Origin of the sequence: Spirosoma utsteinense (assembly GCF_014282275.1) — a bacterium.
Taxonomy (GTDB): Bacteria; Bacteroidota; Bacteroidia; order Cytophagales; family Spirosomataceae; genus Spirosoma; species Spirosoma utsteinense.
The window spans coordinates 82,454-99,645 of the sequence record NZ_VFIA01000021.1 but is presented as its reverse complement, the minus strand read 5'-3'; the positions used below and the strand labels follow the sequence as shown (position 1 = coordinate 99,645).

The window sequence follows — 17,192 nt, the reverse complement described above, 5'->3', positions numbered from 1 at the left end:
AAAAAACAATGATTACAACAAAAGGATACGCTGCTCAACATGAAGAATCGGGACTGGCTCCCTGGGATTTTCAGCGTCGTGAACTCGGCGCTCACGATGTTCAGTTCGATATAACCTATTGCGGTGTCTGTCATTCCGATATTCACCAGGTCCGGGGCGAGTGGGGCAACAGCATGTACCCCATGGTGCCCGGTCACGAGATTGTTGGTCGCGTGGTCGCGGTTGGGGCCGAGGTACGCAAATTCACCGTGGGCGATCTGGCCGGTACGGGCTGTCTGGTCGACTCCTGCCGCGCTTGTGACAACTGCCAGCGCGGGTTGGAGCAGTATTGCATCAATGGCAATTCCCAGACCTATAATGGACTCGAACAGGATAAAAAGACGCCTACTTACGGCGGCTATTCCAACACGATTGTGGTTCATGAGGATTTTGTGCTGCACATTTCCGACAAGCTGGACCTGGCCGCTACGGCTCCCCTGCTCTGCGCGGGTATCACGACCTATTCACCCCTGCGGCACTGGGGTTTAGCCAAGGGTCATAAACTGGCCGTTGTTGGTCTGGGTGGCCTGGGGCATATGGGCGTAAAATTTGGCGTAGCCTTTGGGGCTGAAGTGACCGTGCTGAGCACGTCGCCCGCTAAAGAAGCCGATGCCCGAAAACTCGGTGCCCATAAATTTGTAGTCACCAGCGACCCGGCTCAACTCGAATCGGTAGCAGGCTATTATGATTTTATTCTGGATACGGTTTCTGCCGAGCACGATTACAATGTATATCTGTCGCTGCTAAAAACGGACGGTGTGCATATTTGTGTGGGTGCGCCACCAACGCCATCTGCCCTGCGGGCCTTCAGCCTGATTCCCGGTCGGAAAAGTATCGCCGGATCGAGTATTGGCGGGCTTCCCGAAACGCAGGAAATGCTGGATTTCTGCGCTGAACACAACATCGTTTCAGACATTGAACTCATCCCGATCCAGGACGTTGAAAAGGCCTACGAACGGATGCTGAAAGGCGATGTGCGCTACCGGTTTGTCATCGACATGGCAACGCTGTAACAGCTATTATTTTTCGTAAGTGGGGCCTGTTCGTCTGTTCAGGCCCCACTCTTTTCCGTCTGCTATCACCTGTTTTAATTTTATGAGTAACCCATCAGACCTCACCGATATCTTCCAGCGCCTGCAAGCCGGTGAGCTACTCCGCAAGGATGACCCGGAGTATGGGCGGTTTGGCGAAGTCGTGGCGCGCACCATCCGGTTGTGTGTGGAAATGAACGCGTCGGCTACCAGCACCGATCAGGTACGTACTCAGTTAAGCAATATCATCGGTACCGAGATCGACCCGTCAACCACGGTTTTCCCTCCGTTCCATACCAACTTTGGCCGGTCGATTCGGTTAGGCAAAAACATCTTCATCAACCATGCCTGCTCATTTCTGGACATTGGCGGCATCAGCATCGAAGACGACGTTCAGATCGGCCCGCGCGTCAATTTAACCTCCGAAAACCACCCGCTGGACCCAGCGGACCGAACAACGCTGATTCCCCGCCCGATTGTGATCAAACGCAACGCCTGGATTGGCGCGGGGGCCACCATTTTGCCCGGCGTCACCATCGGCGAAAACTCGATTGTTGCCGCCGGTGCCGTGGTGAGCCGGGATGTTCCGCCCAATACCGTAGTGGCAGGTGTTCCCGCTAAAGTTGTCAAGGCTTTGTAATTCAGATTCAACGCTATTTAACGTGATTAATGGGCACTGTAAAATATAAGTGTTTGATAATCATTTGTTATTGTGGTTGATTTTGTCATGGCTCCGGCCACCCGGCCCGACGCAGGAGGGATCTTCGGTAAACCGGGGGGGGGGCATCTTTACCAAAGATCCCTCCTGCGTCGGGCCGGGTGGCCGGAGCCATGACAAAATCGATCATCCATTAATCACATTTTTTAGTACCTCAAAACGAAATTCATCATGAAAATCACACGAATTGGTACGCAGCCTTCGGGCAAAGGACCGGAAGACTGGTTTACTGGCGCGGTGCGCATCGACCCCTTATTTGCGGCCAATGACGCCCGGCGCGCAGCCGCAGCGAGTGTCACCTTTGAACCCGGTGCCCGGACGGCCTGGCATACCCATCCGCTGGGGCAAACGCTGCTGGTTACCGCCGGTTGTGGCTGGGTGCAGCGCGAAGGTGGCCCAATTGAAGAAATTCATCCGGGCGACGTAGTTTGGTTTGAACCCGACGAGAAACACTGGCACGGCGCTACCCCTACCACCGGCATGACCCATACCGCCATGCAGGAAAACCTGAACGGAAAAGTAGTCGACTGGCTGGAGAAAGTCAGCGAAGAGCAGTACCGGAAGTAATTGGAAAGGTTGATTTCACCAACCCGCTCAACGCCTGCACCAGCGGTTTCGTTTGCTCGGACCGGTGGACCAGCACGTGTCGGATTACAACCTGTTTGAAGGGCGTACCGTCGGCGTTAACGATGGGCATTGACAGCAGGTCGGGGTCTGTTCGCAAATCCAGCGAAGCCGGAATGAAGGCAATTCCCTTTCCCAACCGAACCATGCTTTTCAGGAGATCGAACGAAGGCACAAAATGCGCGATGTTGATTTTTCGATTAAAACCAGCCTGCTGGCAAGCCTCCTCAAGCTGCCCGAAATAGAGTCCGGTCTCAGGGCCATGATCGACCCATTTTTCGGTATGTAATTGATCGAGACGAACCACCTGTTGGCTGGAAAGCGGATGTTGTCTGTTCATTAAAACTGTGTAATCAGTTTCGGTATACTGGGTAGCCGTTAGTCCTTTGTGCTCCAATGGCAACACCGTCATGCCCAGATCGATCTGGTCGTTTGCGACATATTCCTGTACCGAAGCCGGGTTGGGTAACTCCACCAGTTTAATGTCGATCAGGGGGAAGTGAGCCGAAAACAGTTCAAGCATGCCAATGATGCGTTGGGGCAGAATCAGCTTAAAAATGCCCAGCGTCAACGCCTGCTCTTTAGCACCTGCCTGCCGCACATTGTGAATTGCGTTGTCAGTCAGTTGCAAAATCCGTCTGGCTTCTTCCAGAAAAAGAGCCCCGGCCTGAGTCAGTTCCACTCGGTGTTGCCGCTGCCGTTTGATGAGCCCAAACAGTTCCACACCAAGTTCACCTTCCAGTAGCCTTATTTGTTGACTTAGGGCCGGTTGCGTAACGAACAATCGCTTGGCGGCCTGACCAAAATGAAGTTCTTCGACCACACCTACGAAGTATTTTAACTGACGTAATTCCATTAGTTGAGTTTGTACAACGCTCAGTAAAGCTATCGTCAATGATAAGTATTTCTTATCATTAAGTAAGAAACTATAATAATACTTTTCTACTGTATTTCTGCCTTTTAGGCTGAAATTTGACCTAATTCATCCTTTCGCCAGCTCAAGCTTTTCTTTTATGAACCCGATTAAGAGACGTGATTTTTTAGCGCAATTAGCCGTCACCTCGGCCGTAGTTACAATGCCAAACTATGGGTTTTCTCGATTTGGCAAAGCCGATGAGTTTGTCACCACAGACACCAGTTACGGTAAGCTTCGGGGTATGCGTAAAGACGGCGTCAATCTGTTTAAGGGCATTCCCTACGGCGGTAGAATCTCCGGTGATCGCCGGTTCCGTCGGCCTGCCCCGCTCGACCCCTGGACGGGTGTGCGGGATGCGCTCGAATTTGGCGCACCGGCCATGCAGGGGCCACGCCGGAACGAACCGGCTCCTTCAGAAGACTGTCTTTTCCTGAACGTGTGGACCCCGGCCAATGATAATAAGAAGCGTCCGGTTATGTTCTATAGCCACGGCGGTGGGTTCGTGATTGGCTCCGGGGCTTCTGGCGGTCAGGATGGGTCGAACCTGGCCCGGAATTTTGATGTGGTGGTGGTGCAGACCAATCACCGCCTGGGCCTTCTGGGCTTTCTGTATCTGGACGACATTGCCGGGGCCGACTATGCCGGTTCGGGTAACATGGGCATGCTCGACATTGTCCATGGCCTGAAATGGGTACACGACAATATAGCCCGCTTTGGGGGCGACCCGGCTAACGTAATGATCTTTGGCGAATCGGGCGGGGGGGCTAAGACGTCCTGTTTGTACGCCATGCCATCCGCGGCTCCCTACTTTAACAAGGCTTCCATCGAGAGCGGGCCGGGCGTTCGGATGGCGTCCAAAGAGACAGCCGCCGAAACAACGGCCATGCTGCTCCGAGAGTTGAACATCGCCCCGAAAGACTGGCGAAAACTGCTGGATGTACCAGCGGCTGATTTGCTGGCGATGCAGGCCAAGCTTCCTTTTGCTCCGCCGTTTCAGGAGAAAAACAACAAGAAACCCCTTATGGAACGCAGAGCGGGTGGTTTTTCGCCGGTTGTCGATGGCGTTGCCCTGCCCCATAATCCTTTCGATCCAACGGCCCCGGCTATCTCCCGCAACAAACCCCTGCTGGTTGGCTGGAATGAAGACGAATTCACCTTCTTCGCCTGGGAGCGTAAGGATACCGAATTTGCCAAACTGACGTTTGAAACCTTACCCAAGCGTCTGGAAACGCAATTTGGCGAGGATACCCCCAAAATTATCGACACCTATCGGAAAGCGAATCCCAACGCTACGGCACCGGATATTTTCATTGCCGTTTCGTCCATTACCATGATGGGGCTGGGTTCGGTAGACATTGCCGAGAAAAAGACGAAGCAGGGCGGGGCACCGGTTTACCTCTACAATTTCGGCTACAAGTCGGAGAAAAAGATCCCCGGTACGGACTACGCCATGGGCACGCCCCACGCGATGGATATTTCATTCAAGTTCAACAATGAAGTGCCCCCCCGCGACGGTTCGGCACCGAAAGAAAGCTTCTTCGGCGGCAACCGCCCCGAACGGTTTACGGCTTCTCATCACTTTGCTGAACTCTGGACAACCTTCGCCCGCACGGGTAAACCAGCCGCCAAAGACGTACCGGCATGGCCCGCCTTCAACCTCAAAACCCGGCCAACCATGCGTATTGATGCCAACTGCGAAATCATCGATAACCGATTCGGCCAGGAGTTGGCTATGTGGCGGTCGATTGGACGATTGTAGAATTTGTAATGCTGGTTTTAGCCTTTTAAGTGCCGTAGGTACGACATGTTTGTAGCCCAACGTTAAATGATCTCAATCAGGCGTGCCGTAGGTACGTGACAGTCGTTTGGTTGCGTACCTACGGCACGCCTGAATGAAATCATTCAACGTTGGGCTACAAACATTAAGCCGCTACGCGGCTACCAGGTCCGTCATCTACTACAAACGCAATAGTTCGCGTGTATTCTCCCTTAACAAACCCGTTCCGATGAAAATAAAACTATCTGCCTTTTTCACTCTGATCATTACGCTGGTGGCACTCAGTCCCCGACTACAGGCTCAGTCCATTCGGGAGGATCTCTTGCAAAAACCCTGGAAAGCCCAGTGGATTACCGGGCCGGGCCGTCCCATTAACCGGTTTACAGCCTCGTCTGATCTGACGCTGAAAGACTATGGCGTTTATAAATTCCGAAAAACCATTGAGTTAAGCAGTAAGCCGACTTCGTTTGTCGTTCACGTGTCGGGCGACAACCGGTATAAGCTGTTTGTGAATGGCAAGCAGGTGGCGCAGGGCCCAACGCGAGGTGACCTCTACTTCTGGAATTTCGAAACGCTGGACCTGGCTCCCTACTTACAGGCGGGGCGAAATACGGTAGCGGCAGTGGTCTGGAACGATGGTCGTCTGAAGCCCGAAGCGCAGATTTCTTTCCTGACGGCCTTTATTCTTCAGGGCAATGGTCCCGCCGAGGAAGTGCTGAATACCGATGCGAGCTGGAAAACCAGTAAAGACGAAAGCTACCAGCCGCTGACGGTTCGGGTGCCGGGCTATTACGTGGCCGGCCCTGCCGAACTGCTCGACATGAGTAAGCACCTGAAAGGCTGGGAGAAAACAGACTATGACGAGAGCAAGTGGGTGAGCGCCCGCCTGATCGGCCCCGGTGTTACCAAAGATGCCGCTGTCAATTCATCGGGCTGGATGCTGGTGCCTTCTCCGGTCCCCGCGATGGAAATGACGACCCAACGGTTAGCGGCTACCCGAAAAGCAAGTGGTGTCAACGTACCCGCTGGTTTTCCGGCCACCCCAACCAAAGTGACCATACCCGCCAATACAACGGCTACCATCTTGCTCGATCAGGGTTTCCTGACCAACGCGTATCCAACGCTTCAGTTTAGCGGGGGGCAGGGCGCGGGGGTATCCATCGGGTATTCGGAAGGGCTCTATATTCGGAAGAACGAAAACATGAACGGCCCAAGAGTTCCCTCCCTGCCTAAAGGAAACCGGGACGATGTCGACGGAAAAATCTTTATCGGTAAGGCAGATAGTCTCCTATCCGATGGCACGGCCAATCAGGCCTACACCCCGCTCTGGTGGCGAACCTACCGGTACGTTCAACTGGTGGTGAGCACCAAAGCCGAACCACTCGTGATCGACGATTTCTACGGCACATTTACTGGTTATCCATTTTCAGTCAACGCCAAGCTGCAAAGCCAAAACCCCGAGATGGGGAAAATGCTCGATATTGGCTGGCGAACGGCCCGGCTCTGCGCCTTCGAAACCTATATGGATTGCCCCTATTACGAGCAGTTGCAGTACATCGGCGATGCCCGGATACAATCGCTGGTGTCGCTTTTCTACGCGGGCGACGACCGGCTGGTGCGCTACGGACTCACGCTCATGGATCATTCCCGCCTTGCCGAAGGAATTACCCTGAGCCGGTACCCCACTGATCTGCATCAGCAGATTCCGACCTTCTCGCTCTGGTGGGTGGCCATGCTTCACGACTACTACCGATACCGGCCCGACAGCCTGTTTATTAAAGACAAACTGCCCGGTGCCCGACAGGTGCTGTCGTTTTTTGAGCGCTACCAACAGCCTGATGGCTCGCTGAAAAATGTGCCTTACTGGGTATTTACCGACTGGACACAGGGCAAGGGCTGGGATTTTGGTATGGCACCCGTTGGTAAAAACGGTGAGTCGGCGGTGCTGGACATGCAACTGCTGTGGACCTATCAGCTAGCCGCCGAACTGGAAACGAACATCGGGCTGAAAGAGCTGGGCCGTCAGTACATGAGCCGGGCCGAATTGCTCAAAAAGACCATCCAGCGTAAATACTGGAACTCGGCCAGAAATCTCTTTGCCGATACCGAAACGAAAGATACCTACTCACAGCACGCCAATTCACTGGCTATACTGTCGGGAATAACTCAAGCCAGTCAGGCGACAACGGTTGCCAAAACGATGCTGACCGATACCTCGCTGGCTCCGGCCTCGATCTATTTCAAGTTCTACCTGCATCAGGCCCTGACCAAAGCCGGGCTGGGCGACGATTACATGACCTGGTTGGGTAAGTGGCGCGAAAATATGGCGTCGGGCCTGACCACCTGGGCCGAAACCTCGGACGTGAACACCTCGCGCTCCGATTGCCACGCCTGGGGATCGAGCCCGAACGTGGAGTTTTTTCGGACCGTACTGGGCATCGACAGCGACGCCCCCGGCTTTGCCAAAGTGAAAATTACTCCGCACTTAGGCACCATCGACGCCATCAGCGGAGAAATGCCCCACCCGAATGGGAAGGTATCCGTTGCCTACAAGGTGGAAAAAGGGGCACTCAAAGCGGACATTACGCTGCCTCCCAAAACGACCGGAAGCTTTGTCTGGAAAGGGAAGACCTATCCGTTAAAGGCAGGCCGAAACGCGCCTGTGCTGAACTAAGGGCCAAAAGCAGCAGCAGCGTCGTAAACTATCAGGGGTCATGAGCGCGTTTTTCTAAACCGCCCATTACCCCTGAACTATATTCGAGCCCTCTCAATTCAGTGAACGGTATTCGACAGGGGTTCGCCCAACGTGTTGCTTGAAGAGCCGGGTAAAGTGCTGCGGGTACTTGAAGCCCATTTCGTAGGCAATCTCACTCAATGACTTCCGGCTATCGAACACCTTCTCTTTTGCCAGTTCAATCACGGTAGCCTGAATGAAATCCTGCGCCGTTTTTCCCGTTTCCTTCCTGACCAGATCGCCGAAATAGTTGGCGGATAAGTGCAGTTGCTCCGCCCAATAACTCACGCTTGGTAGGCCCAGTATCTGGAGCTTTTTGGATTGGAAATAATCATTAAGCAGGGCTTCAAACCGAGTCAGCACGTCTTTGTGCAGCGTGTCGCGGGTGATAAACTGCCGGTCGTAGAAAAGGACGCCATAATTGAGAAACAGTTCGATATGGCTGTAAGGTGAAACACTTCGGATTGTCGGAAGCGGGTGCGCAGACTATTCGCCGGGCTCACGGAGTACAGCCCATAACGGCCCTGCAAAGCGAGTACTCCCTCTGGACCCGAGAGCCTGAAATTGACATTATTCCCACGCTGGAAGAGCCCAGGCACGACGAAGCTCCATCGTCTGGACGAAAATATGGGCGCTGTGGCTGTTGACTTAACGGCTGATGAGCTGACCGAACTGGAAGCAGCGGCCGCTCAGATCACCATTCAGGGCGCACGTTAGGAAAAGAAAAGCGGTTTATAAGTGCCGGTTCAGGGCAATCGGGTTACGTTTCAGTTACTTCGCACATATACCGTTTAATATAAAGGGCACGGTTTGGGAAAAATCACCAAGTCAAGGTATTGCAGTTAGCCGGTTAACACTCTACTTTTCAGCGTAGTAAACCACCTCTATCCTCTTCCTCTCATGCCTGTCTCTATAGCCATTGCCGATGATCATCATCTGGTTGCCGAAGGTATTGCTAACCTCGTTCAGAAGTTTACCAATTACGAGGTCTTGTTCGTAGCTGCAAATGGACGCGATCTGCTCAACCATTTTCAGCGGGGGCCCCTGCCCGACATTGCGCTGGTCGACCTTAATATGCCCGAAATGGACGGATTTGAAACAGCGGTTCAACTCCGGCACCTGCACCCAACGGTCCGCGTGATTGCCCTCCTGATGACCGATCGCGAAGAACACATTGGTCGTATGGTTCGCAATGGAGCGAGGGGATATCTGTTCAAAAATTGTCGCCCGTCGGAGTTGCACCGGGCACTGGACGAGGTTATGGCAAAGGGATTTTACTATTCCGATTTTATCACTCATCAGCTGGCTCAGCCTATCAAAGCCCCGGAGGTAGCTGAACCAATGTCGTTCTTTAACCTCAACAACCGCGAATACAAATTTTTGAAAATGGCTTGCAGCGAGTTGACATACAATGAAATAGCCGACAAAATGTGTGTAAGCCCACGCACGGTAGATGGCTATCGCGAAGTTGTTTTTCAGAAGATGAGCGTTCGAACCCGCGTTGGTATGGTCATGGAAGCCGTTCGGCACGGGTTAGTGGAGCTTTAAGCCCGATAAAAGGGAAGCGGGGAACCGGCGGGGAAACAGGAACACGATTCCTTCTTCCTGCCAGTTCCCCGCTTCCCTTTTATCGTTTCCTTATATTTGCTTCATGCAATTACTCTTTCACCGCGTCGATCTGCGCTTGAACCATACATTTACCATTGCCCATGATAGTCGCGATGTACAGCCAACCCTGATCGTCGAGCTGCGCGATGGCCCGAATAGCGGCTACGGCGAAGCTACCGCCACCCGCTACTACGGTGTCACGATCGATGGCATGGTAGCGGCTCTTAAACAGATACGTCCCCATCTGGAAACGGCCGACCTAACCGATCCTGAAGCCTTCTGGGCTGACATGCAGCCGCACCTGGCTCAGCATCCGTTTGCTCTGTGTGCGCTCGATCAGGCAGTCTGGGACTTATGGGCCAGGCGACAGGGCCAACCGCTGCATACCCTATGGAACCTCGATACCAGTCATAGTCCGATTACGAATTATACCATTGGCCTCGATACGCCCGGGCGCATGGTTGAGAAGATGCTGGAATTTCCATGGCCGCTGTATAAGATCAAACTGGGTCGGCCGGAGACCGATATAGAGACGGTCCGGGCCATGCGAAGCCAGACCGATGCCTTGTTTCGGGTAGATGCCAACTGCGGCTGGACGGCTTCCGATACCATTGCCAAATCGCGGGTGCTGGCCGGGCTGAACGTCGAGTTTATTGAGCAACCGCTGCCCGCCGGTGACTGGGAGGGTGCCAAAGCGGTAGTTGAATCGAGTGCCTTACCGATCATTGCCGATGAAAGCTGTATCGTAGAGAGCGACGTCGACCGCTGTGCGGGCTACTTTCATGGTGTCAATATTAAACTGACAAAATGCGGAGGACTGACGCCTGCCCGTCGTATGATTGCGCGGGCCCGCCAGCTTGGGCTGCGCGTTATGGTGGGCTGTATGACCGAGTCGAGTGTGGGTATTTCGGCCATTGCTCAACTGCTGCCGTTACTTGACTATGCCGATCTGGATGGCTCGTTGCTTATTGCCAACGATCCGGCAACGGGCGTAACCTTCGATAAGGGCCGGGTTGTGTATGCATCAGAAAATGGAACCGGTGTACAATTAACCATCAACCTGAATGAGTGATCTGTTCACCATTGACCAATTGCCTGACCGGACGATCACCCATGACGGAAATTCATACCTGTTCTTCAGTGGTACGGCTTATTTGGGTCTGCAACAGAACCCGGTTTTTCAGCAAGCACTGATCGACGCTATCGGCCACTACGGGACGTCGTTCGGCAGCTCGCGCAATGGCAACCTCCGCATTGGTATTTATGAGGAAGCTGAAGCCAGCCTAGCCGCGCTCGTGGGTGCTCCCCAGGCCCTGACCCTCTCGTCGGGGATGCTGGCGGGACAGGTCGTTGTCAACTGGCTACGGGCGCAAAACACAACAGTCGTCTATGGGCCACAGGCACATCCGGCTCTTTGGGATGGCCCGGTCGTTGACTTGCCGACGCTGCCGTTCACCGAGTGGACAGCGCAATTGCTCAAGCAACTTAAGCAACCTAACGAAACGGGTCCAGTGGCCATCCTGACCAACTCGGTCGATGCAGCCCGATCGGTCTACTACTCCTTTGACTGGGTTACTGAGTTGCCCGACGATCGGCCGATTACGCTGGTTGTCGACGATTCGCATGGTCTGGGTGTGCTCAATAACACCAGTGGTATCTGGCCGCAAATACCGCGGAAGTCAAACGTCAACCTGATCGTGACCGGGTCGCTGGCGAAGGCCATGGGCCTGCCGGGGGGCGTACTGCTGGGTGGGACCAGTACGGTGGCCAGGTTGCGCGAAACGGCCTTTTTTGGGGCTTGTTCGCCCATGCCGCCCGCTTATATGCACACCTTCATCAATGCCGGTACGCTGTATGCCGAAGGGCGGGAACGACTCCGGCAGAATCTGTTGCTGGCGGAGAAGTTGTTGATACCAACCGGTTTATTCAGTCACGCGACTGGCTACCCGATCTTTTTCTCGGAACAGGACGATCTGTACACGTTTCTGCTGGAGCGGGGGATTATGATCTACTCGTTTTCCTACCCAACACCCGCCGACCGCCCCAACACCCGTATCATAATCAGCGCCTTCCACACATTTGACGACATACAGGCGCTTGCCGAAGCCGTGTATGCCTACGTTTTTGGCTGAAATAGAGCACGAACGGGCAAGTGCCATGACCAGCATTTTCCCGTTCGTGCTCTATTTCAGCCCCGACAGAAACGTCAGACTTTGCGGAATCTGCTCCAGGGCGCGGGACGATTCATCTTCGATAAAGAAGTGCTTCACGCCCGATTTTTTCGCCTGTTTCATAATGGCGGCAATACCCACGTCGCCCTGACCGAGTACTACGTTCGATTCCAGATCAGCCTTACCCGTATTGCTGTCGGGCGTACCGGGCTTGCGGTCTTTTAAATGCATAAGTGGAAACCGCTTGGGGTATTTCTGCAACAGGGCTACGGGATCGTACCCGGGCGACTTCACCCAAAAAACATCCATCTCGAAATTGACCGACTTCGGGTCGAAGTTTTCGGCCAGATAGTCGAAGAAGGTGCCGTCGTTGTACGTCTGGAATTCGTAGCCATGGGTGTGGTAGCAGAGCGAAATTCCATTTTGGGCCAGGAGCTTACCGGCGGTGTTGAACACATCGATGGCCTGATCGGCATTGTGAAGCATGAACATATCGCCTGGATGAGGAATCCAGAAGCAGATGACGTATTTGGCCCCCAGCGCCTTCGCTTCGGATAATACCTTGGGTACGTTTCCTTCCAGATCCTCGAAACTGGCTTCGATCCCTATGGCTTTAAGCCCGTTCGCATCGAGCAGTTTGCGAAAGTCACCGAAACTCAGACCATAAGTGCCTGCCACCTCTACCTCGCGAAACCCCATCTGCTTTACTTTGGCCATGGTACCGGGTACATCGCTGGCAAACTGGTTGCGGAGGCTGTAAAGTTCGAGACCTGCCGGAGCCACTTTTTGTGCCAGAGCAGCAACACCCGGTAGCAACAGGCCAGCCAGCAGGAATGCGTAGATAATCTTCATGTCGGTCAATGAGTTGGTGAGTTGATCAGTCAGTCAGTTGATCAGTCGGTGAGTCAGTCAGTTGGTCAGCCTGTAAGTTAGTAAATTAGCTGGCCAACTCACCGACTGATCAACTGACTGACTCACCAACTGATCAACTCACCGACTGACCGACTCATTCCTCAGTTTCCTGTTTGTGTTGTGAACGTGCTTTCGAAAATCTTGTCAGCGTTACCCGTTTCGAAGCCTTCGCGCCGGTGTTGGCGTCCAATTTCGTGAGCAGGGAGGTTCTCGAATTCGGGGAGCACCCGCCGTTCGGCAAACTCCACATACGAGCCCGCGATCCGGAATGTGTCGACAGTGGCTCCGGCGCTACCGGCAAACTCGGCATCGATCATCTGCGCAACGGTCGACGCCTGCCGCAGGCCACCGTCGGGACTGACTTTTATGGTGCCACCCGCCGAATTGAGCCGGAAACCCCGACTTTCCAGAAACGCCACGAACTCATCGATTGTGTTATACCCCGGTTTGAGGTTATGCACGCTGATGGTAAAATGGTTCAGGTAATACCGGTTATAGATGACCCAGGCGGCATACTCACTCTCGGCCAGCAGCGCACGGTAGTCGGCCAGGATCGGCGTTCGCCAGAGAGGCTGGTGCAGGAAGCGGTCAACGGCGTCGGCATTGTCCAGGTCCAGCGCATCGACGGGGTCGCTCGTAACCGTATCCGTGTAGGAATGAATAATGCGCCGGGCTTCGGCCGACAGTTCGTCTACCCGCAGTTCGCTGACAAAGATGCGGGGCAGATTGGGCGTATCACCCGGCGGGCTGTACCAGTAGGCCGTGAGTTTCTTCTCAATAAAATTGAACTCGTCCCGTCTTTCATAGCCGTAGTGGCTGAAGATCTTCCCGAACGAAGCCAGACCGAGGTTCGGGACACCCATCGTTCGGAAAGCAATGTGATCGTTTTCGATCTCCTCCGGCGACTGAATAATCCGGGCATCGATCATGGCCCGGATAATGTTCTGCACATCCGGCACACGTTCGCTGTACCGGCGCATCAGACCGGCCAGTACTGCATCGAGGGTTTTAGTGGGTGAAGTGGTCATAATTCAGTTAGTTAGTAATTTCCAAAACCCTGCCAGTGGGCGTAGCCCCTGGTAGTGGTTGAACAAGTGACGTGTCGGCCGATTCAACCAGAATGATGTTCAGTGGTTGAACAGCCCCTGGTAGTGGTTGCGGGATGCCATTTTCAGCCACTACCAGGGGCTTCGCCCACTGGCAGGGCTAGCGCCACCGGCTCCGGGCCAGCAGTACGTCTTTGCCGGATTCCTGTTGTTCGATTCGGTGTAAAAAGGTATCCGGTGCTTCCAACGCCGACTGTACACGGAGTTGGTCGTTCCAATGGCTTTCGGTTCGGTAAACTAAATCAATTTCGGCAATTTCCCGCGTTTGCAATGTCTCATTATCCATCGCTTCGAGCAGCCACTGCACGTACGCTACGTTGTTGACGTGGTGGTTCTGATCGATGCTAAACCAGCCAACCGTTACCAGCTTCTCATCGGTGGGTTGCCAGGGCGTGGTTTGAAAGGCTGGCTTGGCCGGTAATTTCGGTTGTGGATCGATACCGGCGGGCACCGAGAGGCTGCGAATGAAATCAGGCATTGGGACCATCGCCCGCTTTTCGATACTGAAAACGAGCCAGGTACTGGTAGCCTCGCCCAGCAGCGTACCGTCGTCGGCCAGCAGGCGAAAATCGCGGTGGATGAAGTACTTCTCCACGAGCGTTGGATAGGTCTGCAACTGAACGGTCTGGCCGTAGCGCGGATACTCGTGCATACGGAGGTTGAACCGCATCAGCATCCACCCAAATCCCCGGCTGACGAGATCGGCAATACCGATGCCATAGGCGACGGCGTTGCGGTTAGCCGATTCCTGCATGAGGTTCATCAGGGCCGGAATGCTCATTCGCCCAAAGGCATCGCATTCGTAGCCCCGTAATGTAAAGGTGTCAGTCTGGATAAAAGCCATGAGGCAAGGAACTAGGGAACGCTGATTGGTATAATTAAATGGAACGAATAACGCTTTTATTCGCTACCGTTGGCTTTAGCAGACATAAATGCGGGGGTTTCTGCTTTCTTTTGCCGGTGCTTCTTTAACTCAATCGATCAGGTTACTGTTGACGAATTCTTTTCCTGTATGACAGTCTGGTACATCATGGATCTGGTCGGTACGAGCGTTTTTGCGATTTCAGGGGCCTTATCGGCCCTTGGCAAAAAGATGTACCACGACCTGTTCGGTTTATTTTTCATCGGGTTTGTGACGGCCGTGGGCGGGGGTACCCTTCGTGATGTGATCATCGGGGCTTATCCTATTGCCTGGATACGGGACCCAAATTACCTGATCGTCATTCTTAGCAGCGTTATGCTGGCTGTCCTGTGCCGGAGATGGTGGCTGGGGACGTTACAGCGCCCCCTGCTTGTTTTCGACACCATCGGAGCGGGGATCTTTACGATACTGGGTATGCAAAAAGCACTGGCCCTGGGTGTTAATGAGTGGGCATCTATACTACTGGGCCTTATTTCTGCCCTGTTCGGGGGCGTTATCCGGGATACGCTGGTCAATGACCTTCCCCTGATTTTCAGCAAACAACTCTACGCGACGCCCTGTCTGGCGGGGGCGCTCCTCTACCTGGTTGGCCGCTCGCTCCCCATCGACCCAAACGTAACGTTTATTGTGTCGGTGGGTGCCATTACCATATTTCGGCTGGTTGCCATTCGCAGAAACTGGGCGTTGCCGCAGATTCAGTAGCAACAAAGCAACGTGTTGGTGCCTTTTCTTTCTACTGGCCGTTTACTAGGCAAATTATTTATTTAGGATACTTAGTTGGCCATCTTTTTGGTTGATTCTGTCCGGTGGAATGGTGATTTCAGACGAAAAAACCTTGAGTGGTTGCATTCATGCAGGCTTGGATGTTAATTACACTTTGTTTTCTTTATTGGTTACAAACTGCTGTTTGAGAAACAGAATGCGTATACCAACCCTCCACACCCGCATGACGTCTGCAACTCACTGCTCACCTAAAGGTCTTCATGACTTAACCACTGCCGAGTGGAAAGTACTTCTCTTTTTAGCCGACGATCTGACAACAGCTGAGATAGCCACAGAACTTTGTCTGACATCAAAAAGTGTTGAAAACTACCGGACACGTATTGGTTGCAAACTGGAAATACAAGGCCATCATAAACTGGCCCAGTTTGCCCGTAAGTACGCCAGTGAACTGCGTCAACAGCATGAAGAGTTGTTGCGGGCGTTACCGCCCCCCCCCTAAAAATAAAATAAAGTTACATAAAGGTAATAATTAGTTTGAGGTGAAAATCTCAATCAACTGATTGGGCGAAATCTCCTCAAAAACTGAGGGGTTTTTCCTCTTTCGCAGTGTATACAGGCGTCATACATTTGACACAGAAAAAGCCCCACGACAGTTTGGCGACCGGACGCGGGGCTTTGGAGAAGTTCAATGTTTCACCATTAAACCAGTCAAAGGTAATGAAAAAGTTTACATCACTGCTCGTGGTAGTAGCACTTTTGATCGCGTCAAGCTGTCAGAAAACGGAGGAGTTAAAACCTGGGCCGCAAAAGGCAACGGTAAATGATGCATCGACGGTTAAGGTAGTTGGCTGAAATTTGCAGATAAAGCAGCCTATGATAAGACCATGAAGTATTTAGTTAATCACCAAAGCGAGCTTTCTGCCTGGGAAAAACAGTTTGAAGGCTATGTCTCAATGCGAAATGCCTTTGAGTCCATTACAGCCAAGCAGTACGAGGAGATGATTGAGCACAATTTGTATGACAACTACAAAGATGTTTTGTCGGTTATCCCCAGCGGTGACGAAAAGGAAATCGTCGCTAACATTGAGGATCGGGTAGCTTCGACTGTAGTCAACGATCGGGGATTGATTCAGATCGGATCGGATGTTTACAAGATTGATCGTGATAAAGTGGTTAAGTTTTCAAAATACACCACAGGTATTGAAGGTAACCAGTACAGTAGTTCCAATGTCGCAGAAGGAATCACTGTAAATGCGATAAAGCGTGGACTTTTCAAGTCCTCTTCGGTACGGGGAGCACGACCAAATGATGAACGTAATAATATTATTGAATATTGGCATAACACGTCTAAACGACGTCTAATTGGAACCGTATATGACTGGGGTCCAGGCATAACTGAGGGTGTGCATATAGGTTTGCAAACTAAACACCAACGTCGTTTAACGGGAATTTGGTACGCCGAAGAGATTCCATCCATTAACTTGATTGGAAGTGGGTCTTACCAGACGTATCAAAATGGTGTACCGGTAGGAGGGCCGATAGCATTCAACACTGGAACATTGTCATCGAGTAATAACAACTACCTCAATTACACGATACAGTACGGCGGAAGTTACGGCTACTCATTCGTTTCTGTTTCTTCAACTCATTCTGGCACCTGTAAGGACAACAACTTCAGGACGTTTACCTGGTAAAACTTAACAGGTACATCCGAAAATTTTCGGATGTACCTGTTTTACTTCAACATAATTTATGAAAAAGACAACTATTTTGGCTGCCCTGCTACTGTTAACAGCATGCGACAAGGGGATCGAGCGGTTAAGTTGTTCCGAGCCTAATCGTCAGTATTACCAGCAGGGGCGCAACAAATGTTTCTACGTAGATCCTGCTACGGGGCAAAAAACGTACACG

15 protein-coding genes and 2 pseudogenes are annotated in these 17,192 nt (G+C 52.7%); 12 read left to right on the top strand and 5 right to left on the bottom strand.

Annotated elements, in window-relative coordinates:
- Positions 1-8 precede the first annotated feature (8 nt).
- The 3 genes from FH603_RS17055 to FH603_RS17045 all read left to right on the top strand — a co-directional run bounded on the left by FH603_RS17055 (position 9) and on the right by FH603_RS17045 (position 2,355).
- A complete protein-coding gene (locus tag FH603_RS17055) occupies positions 9-1,052 on the top strand; it encodes an NAD(P)-dependent alcohol dehydrogenase (protein ID WP_186738774.1) in 1,044 nt (347 codons plus the stop codon).
- Positions 1,053-1,134: 82 nt separating this feature from the next.
- Positions 1,135-1,710 (top strand): sugar O-acetyltransferase, encoded by a 576-nt coding sequence (locus FH603_RS17050; protein WP_186738772.1) that lies wholly within the window; start codon positions 1,135-1,137, stop codon positions 1,708-1,710.
- A gap of 249 nt (positions 1,711-1,959) precedes the next feature.
- Positions 1,960-2,355, top strand: coding sequence for a (R)-mandelonitrile lyase (locus tag FH603_RS17045; RefSeq protein ID WP_186738770.1), 396 nt, complete (start codon positions 1,960-1,962; stop codon positions 2,353-2,355).
- Here the strand turns inward: FH603_RS17045 and FH603_RS17040 are convergent.
- The gene (locus tag FH603_RS17040; protein ID WP_186738768.1) at positions 2,330-3,268 is read right to left on the bottom strand and encodes a LysR family transcriptional regulator; all 939 of its coding nucleotides are present in this window, start codon (positions 3,266-3,268) and stop codon (positions 2,330-2,332) included. The genes FH603_RS17045 and FH603_RS17040 overlap by 26 nt on opposite strands.
- 157 nt (positions 3,269-3,425) lie before the next feature.
- Here FH603_RS17040 and FH603_RS17035 point away from each other — a divergent pair, with 157 nt between their 5' ends.
- Positions 3,426-5,087 carry a carboxylesterase/lipase family protein gene (locus FH603_RS17035; RefSeq protein ID WP_186738766.1) on the top strand — a complete coding sequence of 554 codons (1,662 nt, stop codon included), beginning with the start codon at positions 3,426-3,428 and terminating at the stop codon, positions 5,085-5,087.
- A gap of 133 nt (positions 5,088-5,220) precedes the next feature.
- Positions 5,221-7,779 carry an alpha-L-rhamnosidase-related protein gene (locus FH603_RS17030; protein ID WP_235985485.1) on the top strand — a complete coding sequence of 853 codons (2,559 nt, stop codon included), beginning with the start codon at positions 5,221-5,223 and terminating at the stop codon, positions 7,777-7,779.
- A gap of 93 nt (positions 7,780-7,872) precedes the next feature.
- On the opposite strand, the pseudogene FH603_RS17025 reads toward FH603_RS17030, so the two are convergent.
- Positions 7,873-8,283: pseudogene (locus tag FH603_RS17025) on the bottom strand (helix-turn-helix domain-containing protein); the annotation flags it as partial.
- Positions 8,284-8,285: 2 nt separating this feature from the next.
- Between FH603_RS17025 and FH603_RS29285 the strand changes: the two are divergent.
- From FH603_RS29285 to FH603_RS17005, 4 genes and pseudogenes are all read left to right on the top strand, one after another.
- Positions 8,286-8,556 (top strand): annotated as a pseudogene (locus tag FH603_RS29285) (hypothetical protein); the annotation flags it as partial.
- Positions 8,557-8,739: 183 nt separating this feature from the next.
- Positions 8,740-9,387, top strand: a complete 648-nt coding sequence (locus FH603_RS17015) for a response regulator transcription factor (protein ID WP_186738764.1) — start codon at positions 8,740-8,742, stop codon at positions 9,385-9,387.
- Between the two features lie 103 nt (positions 9,388-9,490).
- The gene (locus FH603_RS17010; RefSeq protein WP_186738762.1) at positions 9,491-10,519 is read left to right on the top strand and encodes a dipeptide epimerase; all 1,029 of its coding nucleotides are present in this window, start codon (positions 9,491-9,493) and stop codon (positions 10,517-10,519) included.
- Complete coding sequence (locus tag FH603_RS17005) at positions 10,512-11,579, top strand: aminotransferase class I/II-fold pyridoxal phosphate-dependent enzyme (protein ID WP_186738760.1); 1,068 nt, start codon at positions 10,512-10,514, stop codon at positions 11,577-11,579. Before FH603_RS17010 ends, FH603_RS17005 begins: the two co-directional genes overlap by 8 nt.
- A 51-nt stretch (positions 11,580-11,630) precedes the next feature.
- On the opposite strand, the gene FH603_RS17000 is transcribed toward FH603_RS17005, so the two are convergent.
- From FH603_RS17000 to FH603_RS16990, 3 genes are all read right to left on the bottom strand, one after another.
- Positions 11,631-12,470 (bottom strand): sugar phosphate isomerase/epimerase family protein, encoded by an 840-nt coding sequence (locus FH603_RS17000; RefSeq protein ID WP_186738758.1) that lies wholly within the window; start codon positions 12,468-12,470, stop codon positions 11,631-11,633.
- 161 nt (positions 12,471-12,631) lie between these two features.
- Positions 12,632-13,558: a DUF1338 domain-containing protein gene (locus tag FH603_RS16995; RefSeq protein ID WP_186738756.1), complete on the bottom strand. Its 927-nt coding sequence runs from the start codon at positions 13,556-13,558 to the stop codon at positions 12,632-12,634.
- A gap of 178 nt (positions 13,559-13,736) precedes the next feature.
- Positions 13,737-14,480: an acyl-[acyl-carrier-protein] thioesterase gene (locus tag FH603_RS16990; RefSeq protein ID WP_186738754.1), complete on the bottom strand. Its 744-nt coding sequence runs from the start codon at positions 14,478-14,480 to the stop codon at positions 13,737-13,739.
- 168 nt (positions 14,481-14,648) lie between these two features.
- Here FH603_RS16990 and FH603_RS16985 point away from each other — a divergent pair, with 168 nt between their 5' ends.
- The 3 genes from FH603_RS16985 (at position 14,649) to FH603_RS16975 (ending at position 16,975) form a co-directional block, all read left to right on the top strand.
- The gene (locus FH603_RS16985; RefSeq protein ID WP_186738752.1) at positions 14,649-15,260 is read left to right on the top strand and encodes a trimeric intracellular cation channel family protein; all 612 of its coding nucleotides are present in this window, start codon (positions 14,649-14,651) and stop codon (positions 15,258-15,260) included.
- Positions 15,261-15,504: 244 nt separating this feature from the next.
- A complete protein-coding gene (locus tag FH603_RS16980) occupies positions 15,505-15,780 on the top strand; it encodes a LuxR C-terminal-related transcriptional regulator (RefSeq protein WP_186738751.1) in 276 nt (91 codons plus the stop codon).
- A gap of 385 nt (positions 15,781-16,165) precedes the next feature.
- On the top strand, positions 16,166-16,975 hold the full coding sequence (locus tag FH603_RS16975; RefSeq protein ID WP_186738749.1) for a hypothetical protein: 810 nt from the start codon (positions 16,166-16,168) through the stop codon (positions 16,973-16,975).
- The last annotated feature ends 217 nt before the right edge of the window (positions 16,976-17,192 follow it).

Bases quoted from the DNA above. Each gene is read 5' to 3' on its own strand.
- FH603_RS17055 (WP_186738774.1), top strand. From the start codon at position 9: ATGATTACAACAAAAGGATACGCTGCTCAACATGAAGAATCGGGACTG.
- FH603_RS17050 (WP_186738772.1), top strand. From the start codon at position 1,135: ATGAGTAACCCATCAGACCTCACCGATATCTTCCAGCGCCTGCAAGCC.
- FH603_RS17045 (WP_186738770.1), top strand. From the start codon at position 1,960: ATGAAAATCACACGAATTGGTACGCAGCCTTCGGGCAAAGGACCGGAA.
- FH603_RS17040 (WP_186738768.1), bottom strand. From the start codon at position 3,268: ATGGAATTACGTCAGTTAAAATACTTCGTAGGTGTGGTCGAAGAACTT.
- FH603_RS17035 (WP_186738766.1), top strand. From the start codon at position 3,426: ATGAACCCGATTAAGAGACGTGATTTTTTAGCGCAATTAGCCGTCACC.
- FH603_RS17030 (WP_235985485.1), top strand. From the start codon at position 5,221: ATGAAATCATTCAACGTTGGGCTACAAACATTAAGCCGCTACGCGGCT.
- FH603_RS17015 (WP_186738764.1), top strand. From the start codon at position 8,740: ATGCCTGTCTCTATAGCCATTGCCGATGATCATCATCTGGTTGCCGAA.
- FH603_RS17010 (WP_186738762.1), top strand. From the start codon at position 9,491: ATGCAATTACTCTTTCACCGCGTCGATCTGCGCTTGAACCATACATTT.
- FH603_RS17005 (WP_186738760.1), top strand. From the start codon at position 10,512: ATGAGTGATCTGTTCACCATTGACCAATTGCCTGACCGGACGATCACC.
- FH603_RS17000 (WP_186738758.1), bottom strand. From the start codon at position 12,470: ATGAAGATTATCTACGCATTCCTGCTGGCTGGCCTGTTGCTACCGGGT.
- FH603_RS16995 (WP_186738756.1), bottom strand. From the start codon at position 13,558: ATGACCACTTCACCCACTAAAACCCTCGATGCAGTACTGGCCGGTCTG.
- FH603_RS16990 (WP_186738754.1), bottom strand. From the start codon at position 14,480: ATGGCTTTTATCCAGACTGACACCTTTACATTACGGGGCTACGAATGC.
- FH603_RS16985 (WP_186738752.1), top strand. From the start codon at position 14,649: ATGACAGTCTGGTACATCATGGATCTGGTCGGTACGAGCGTTTTTGCG.
- FH603_RS16980 (WP_186738751.1), top strand. From the start codon at position 15,505: ATGACGTCTGCAACTCACTGCTCACCTAAAGGTCTTCATGACTTAACC.
- FH603_RS16975 (WP_186738749.1), top strand. From the start codon at position 16,166: ATGAAGTATTTAGTTAATCACCAAAGCGAGCTTTCTGCCTGGGAAAAA.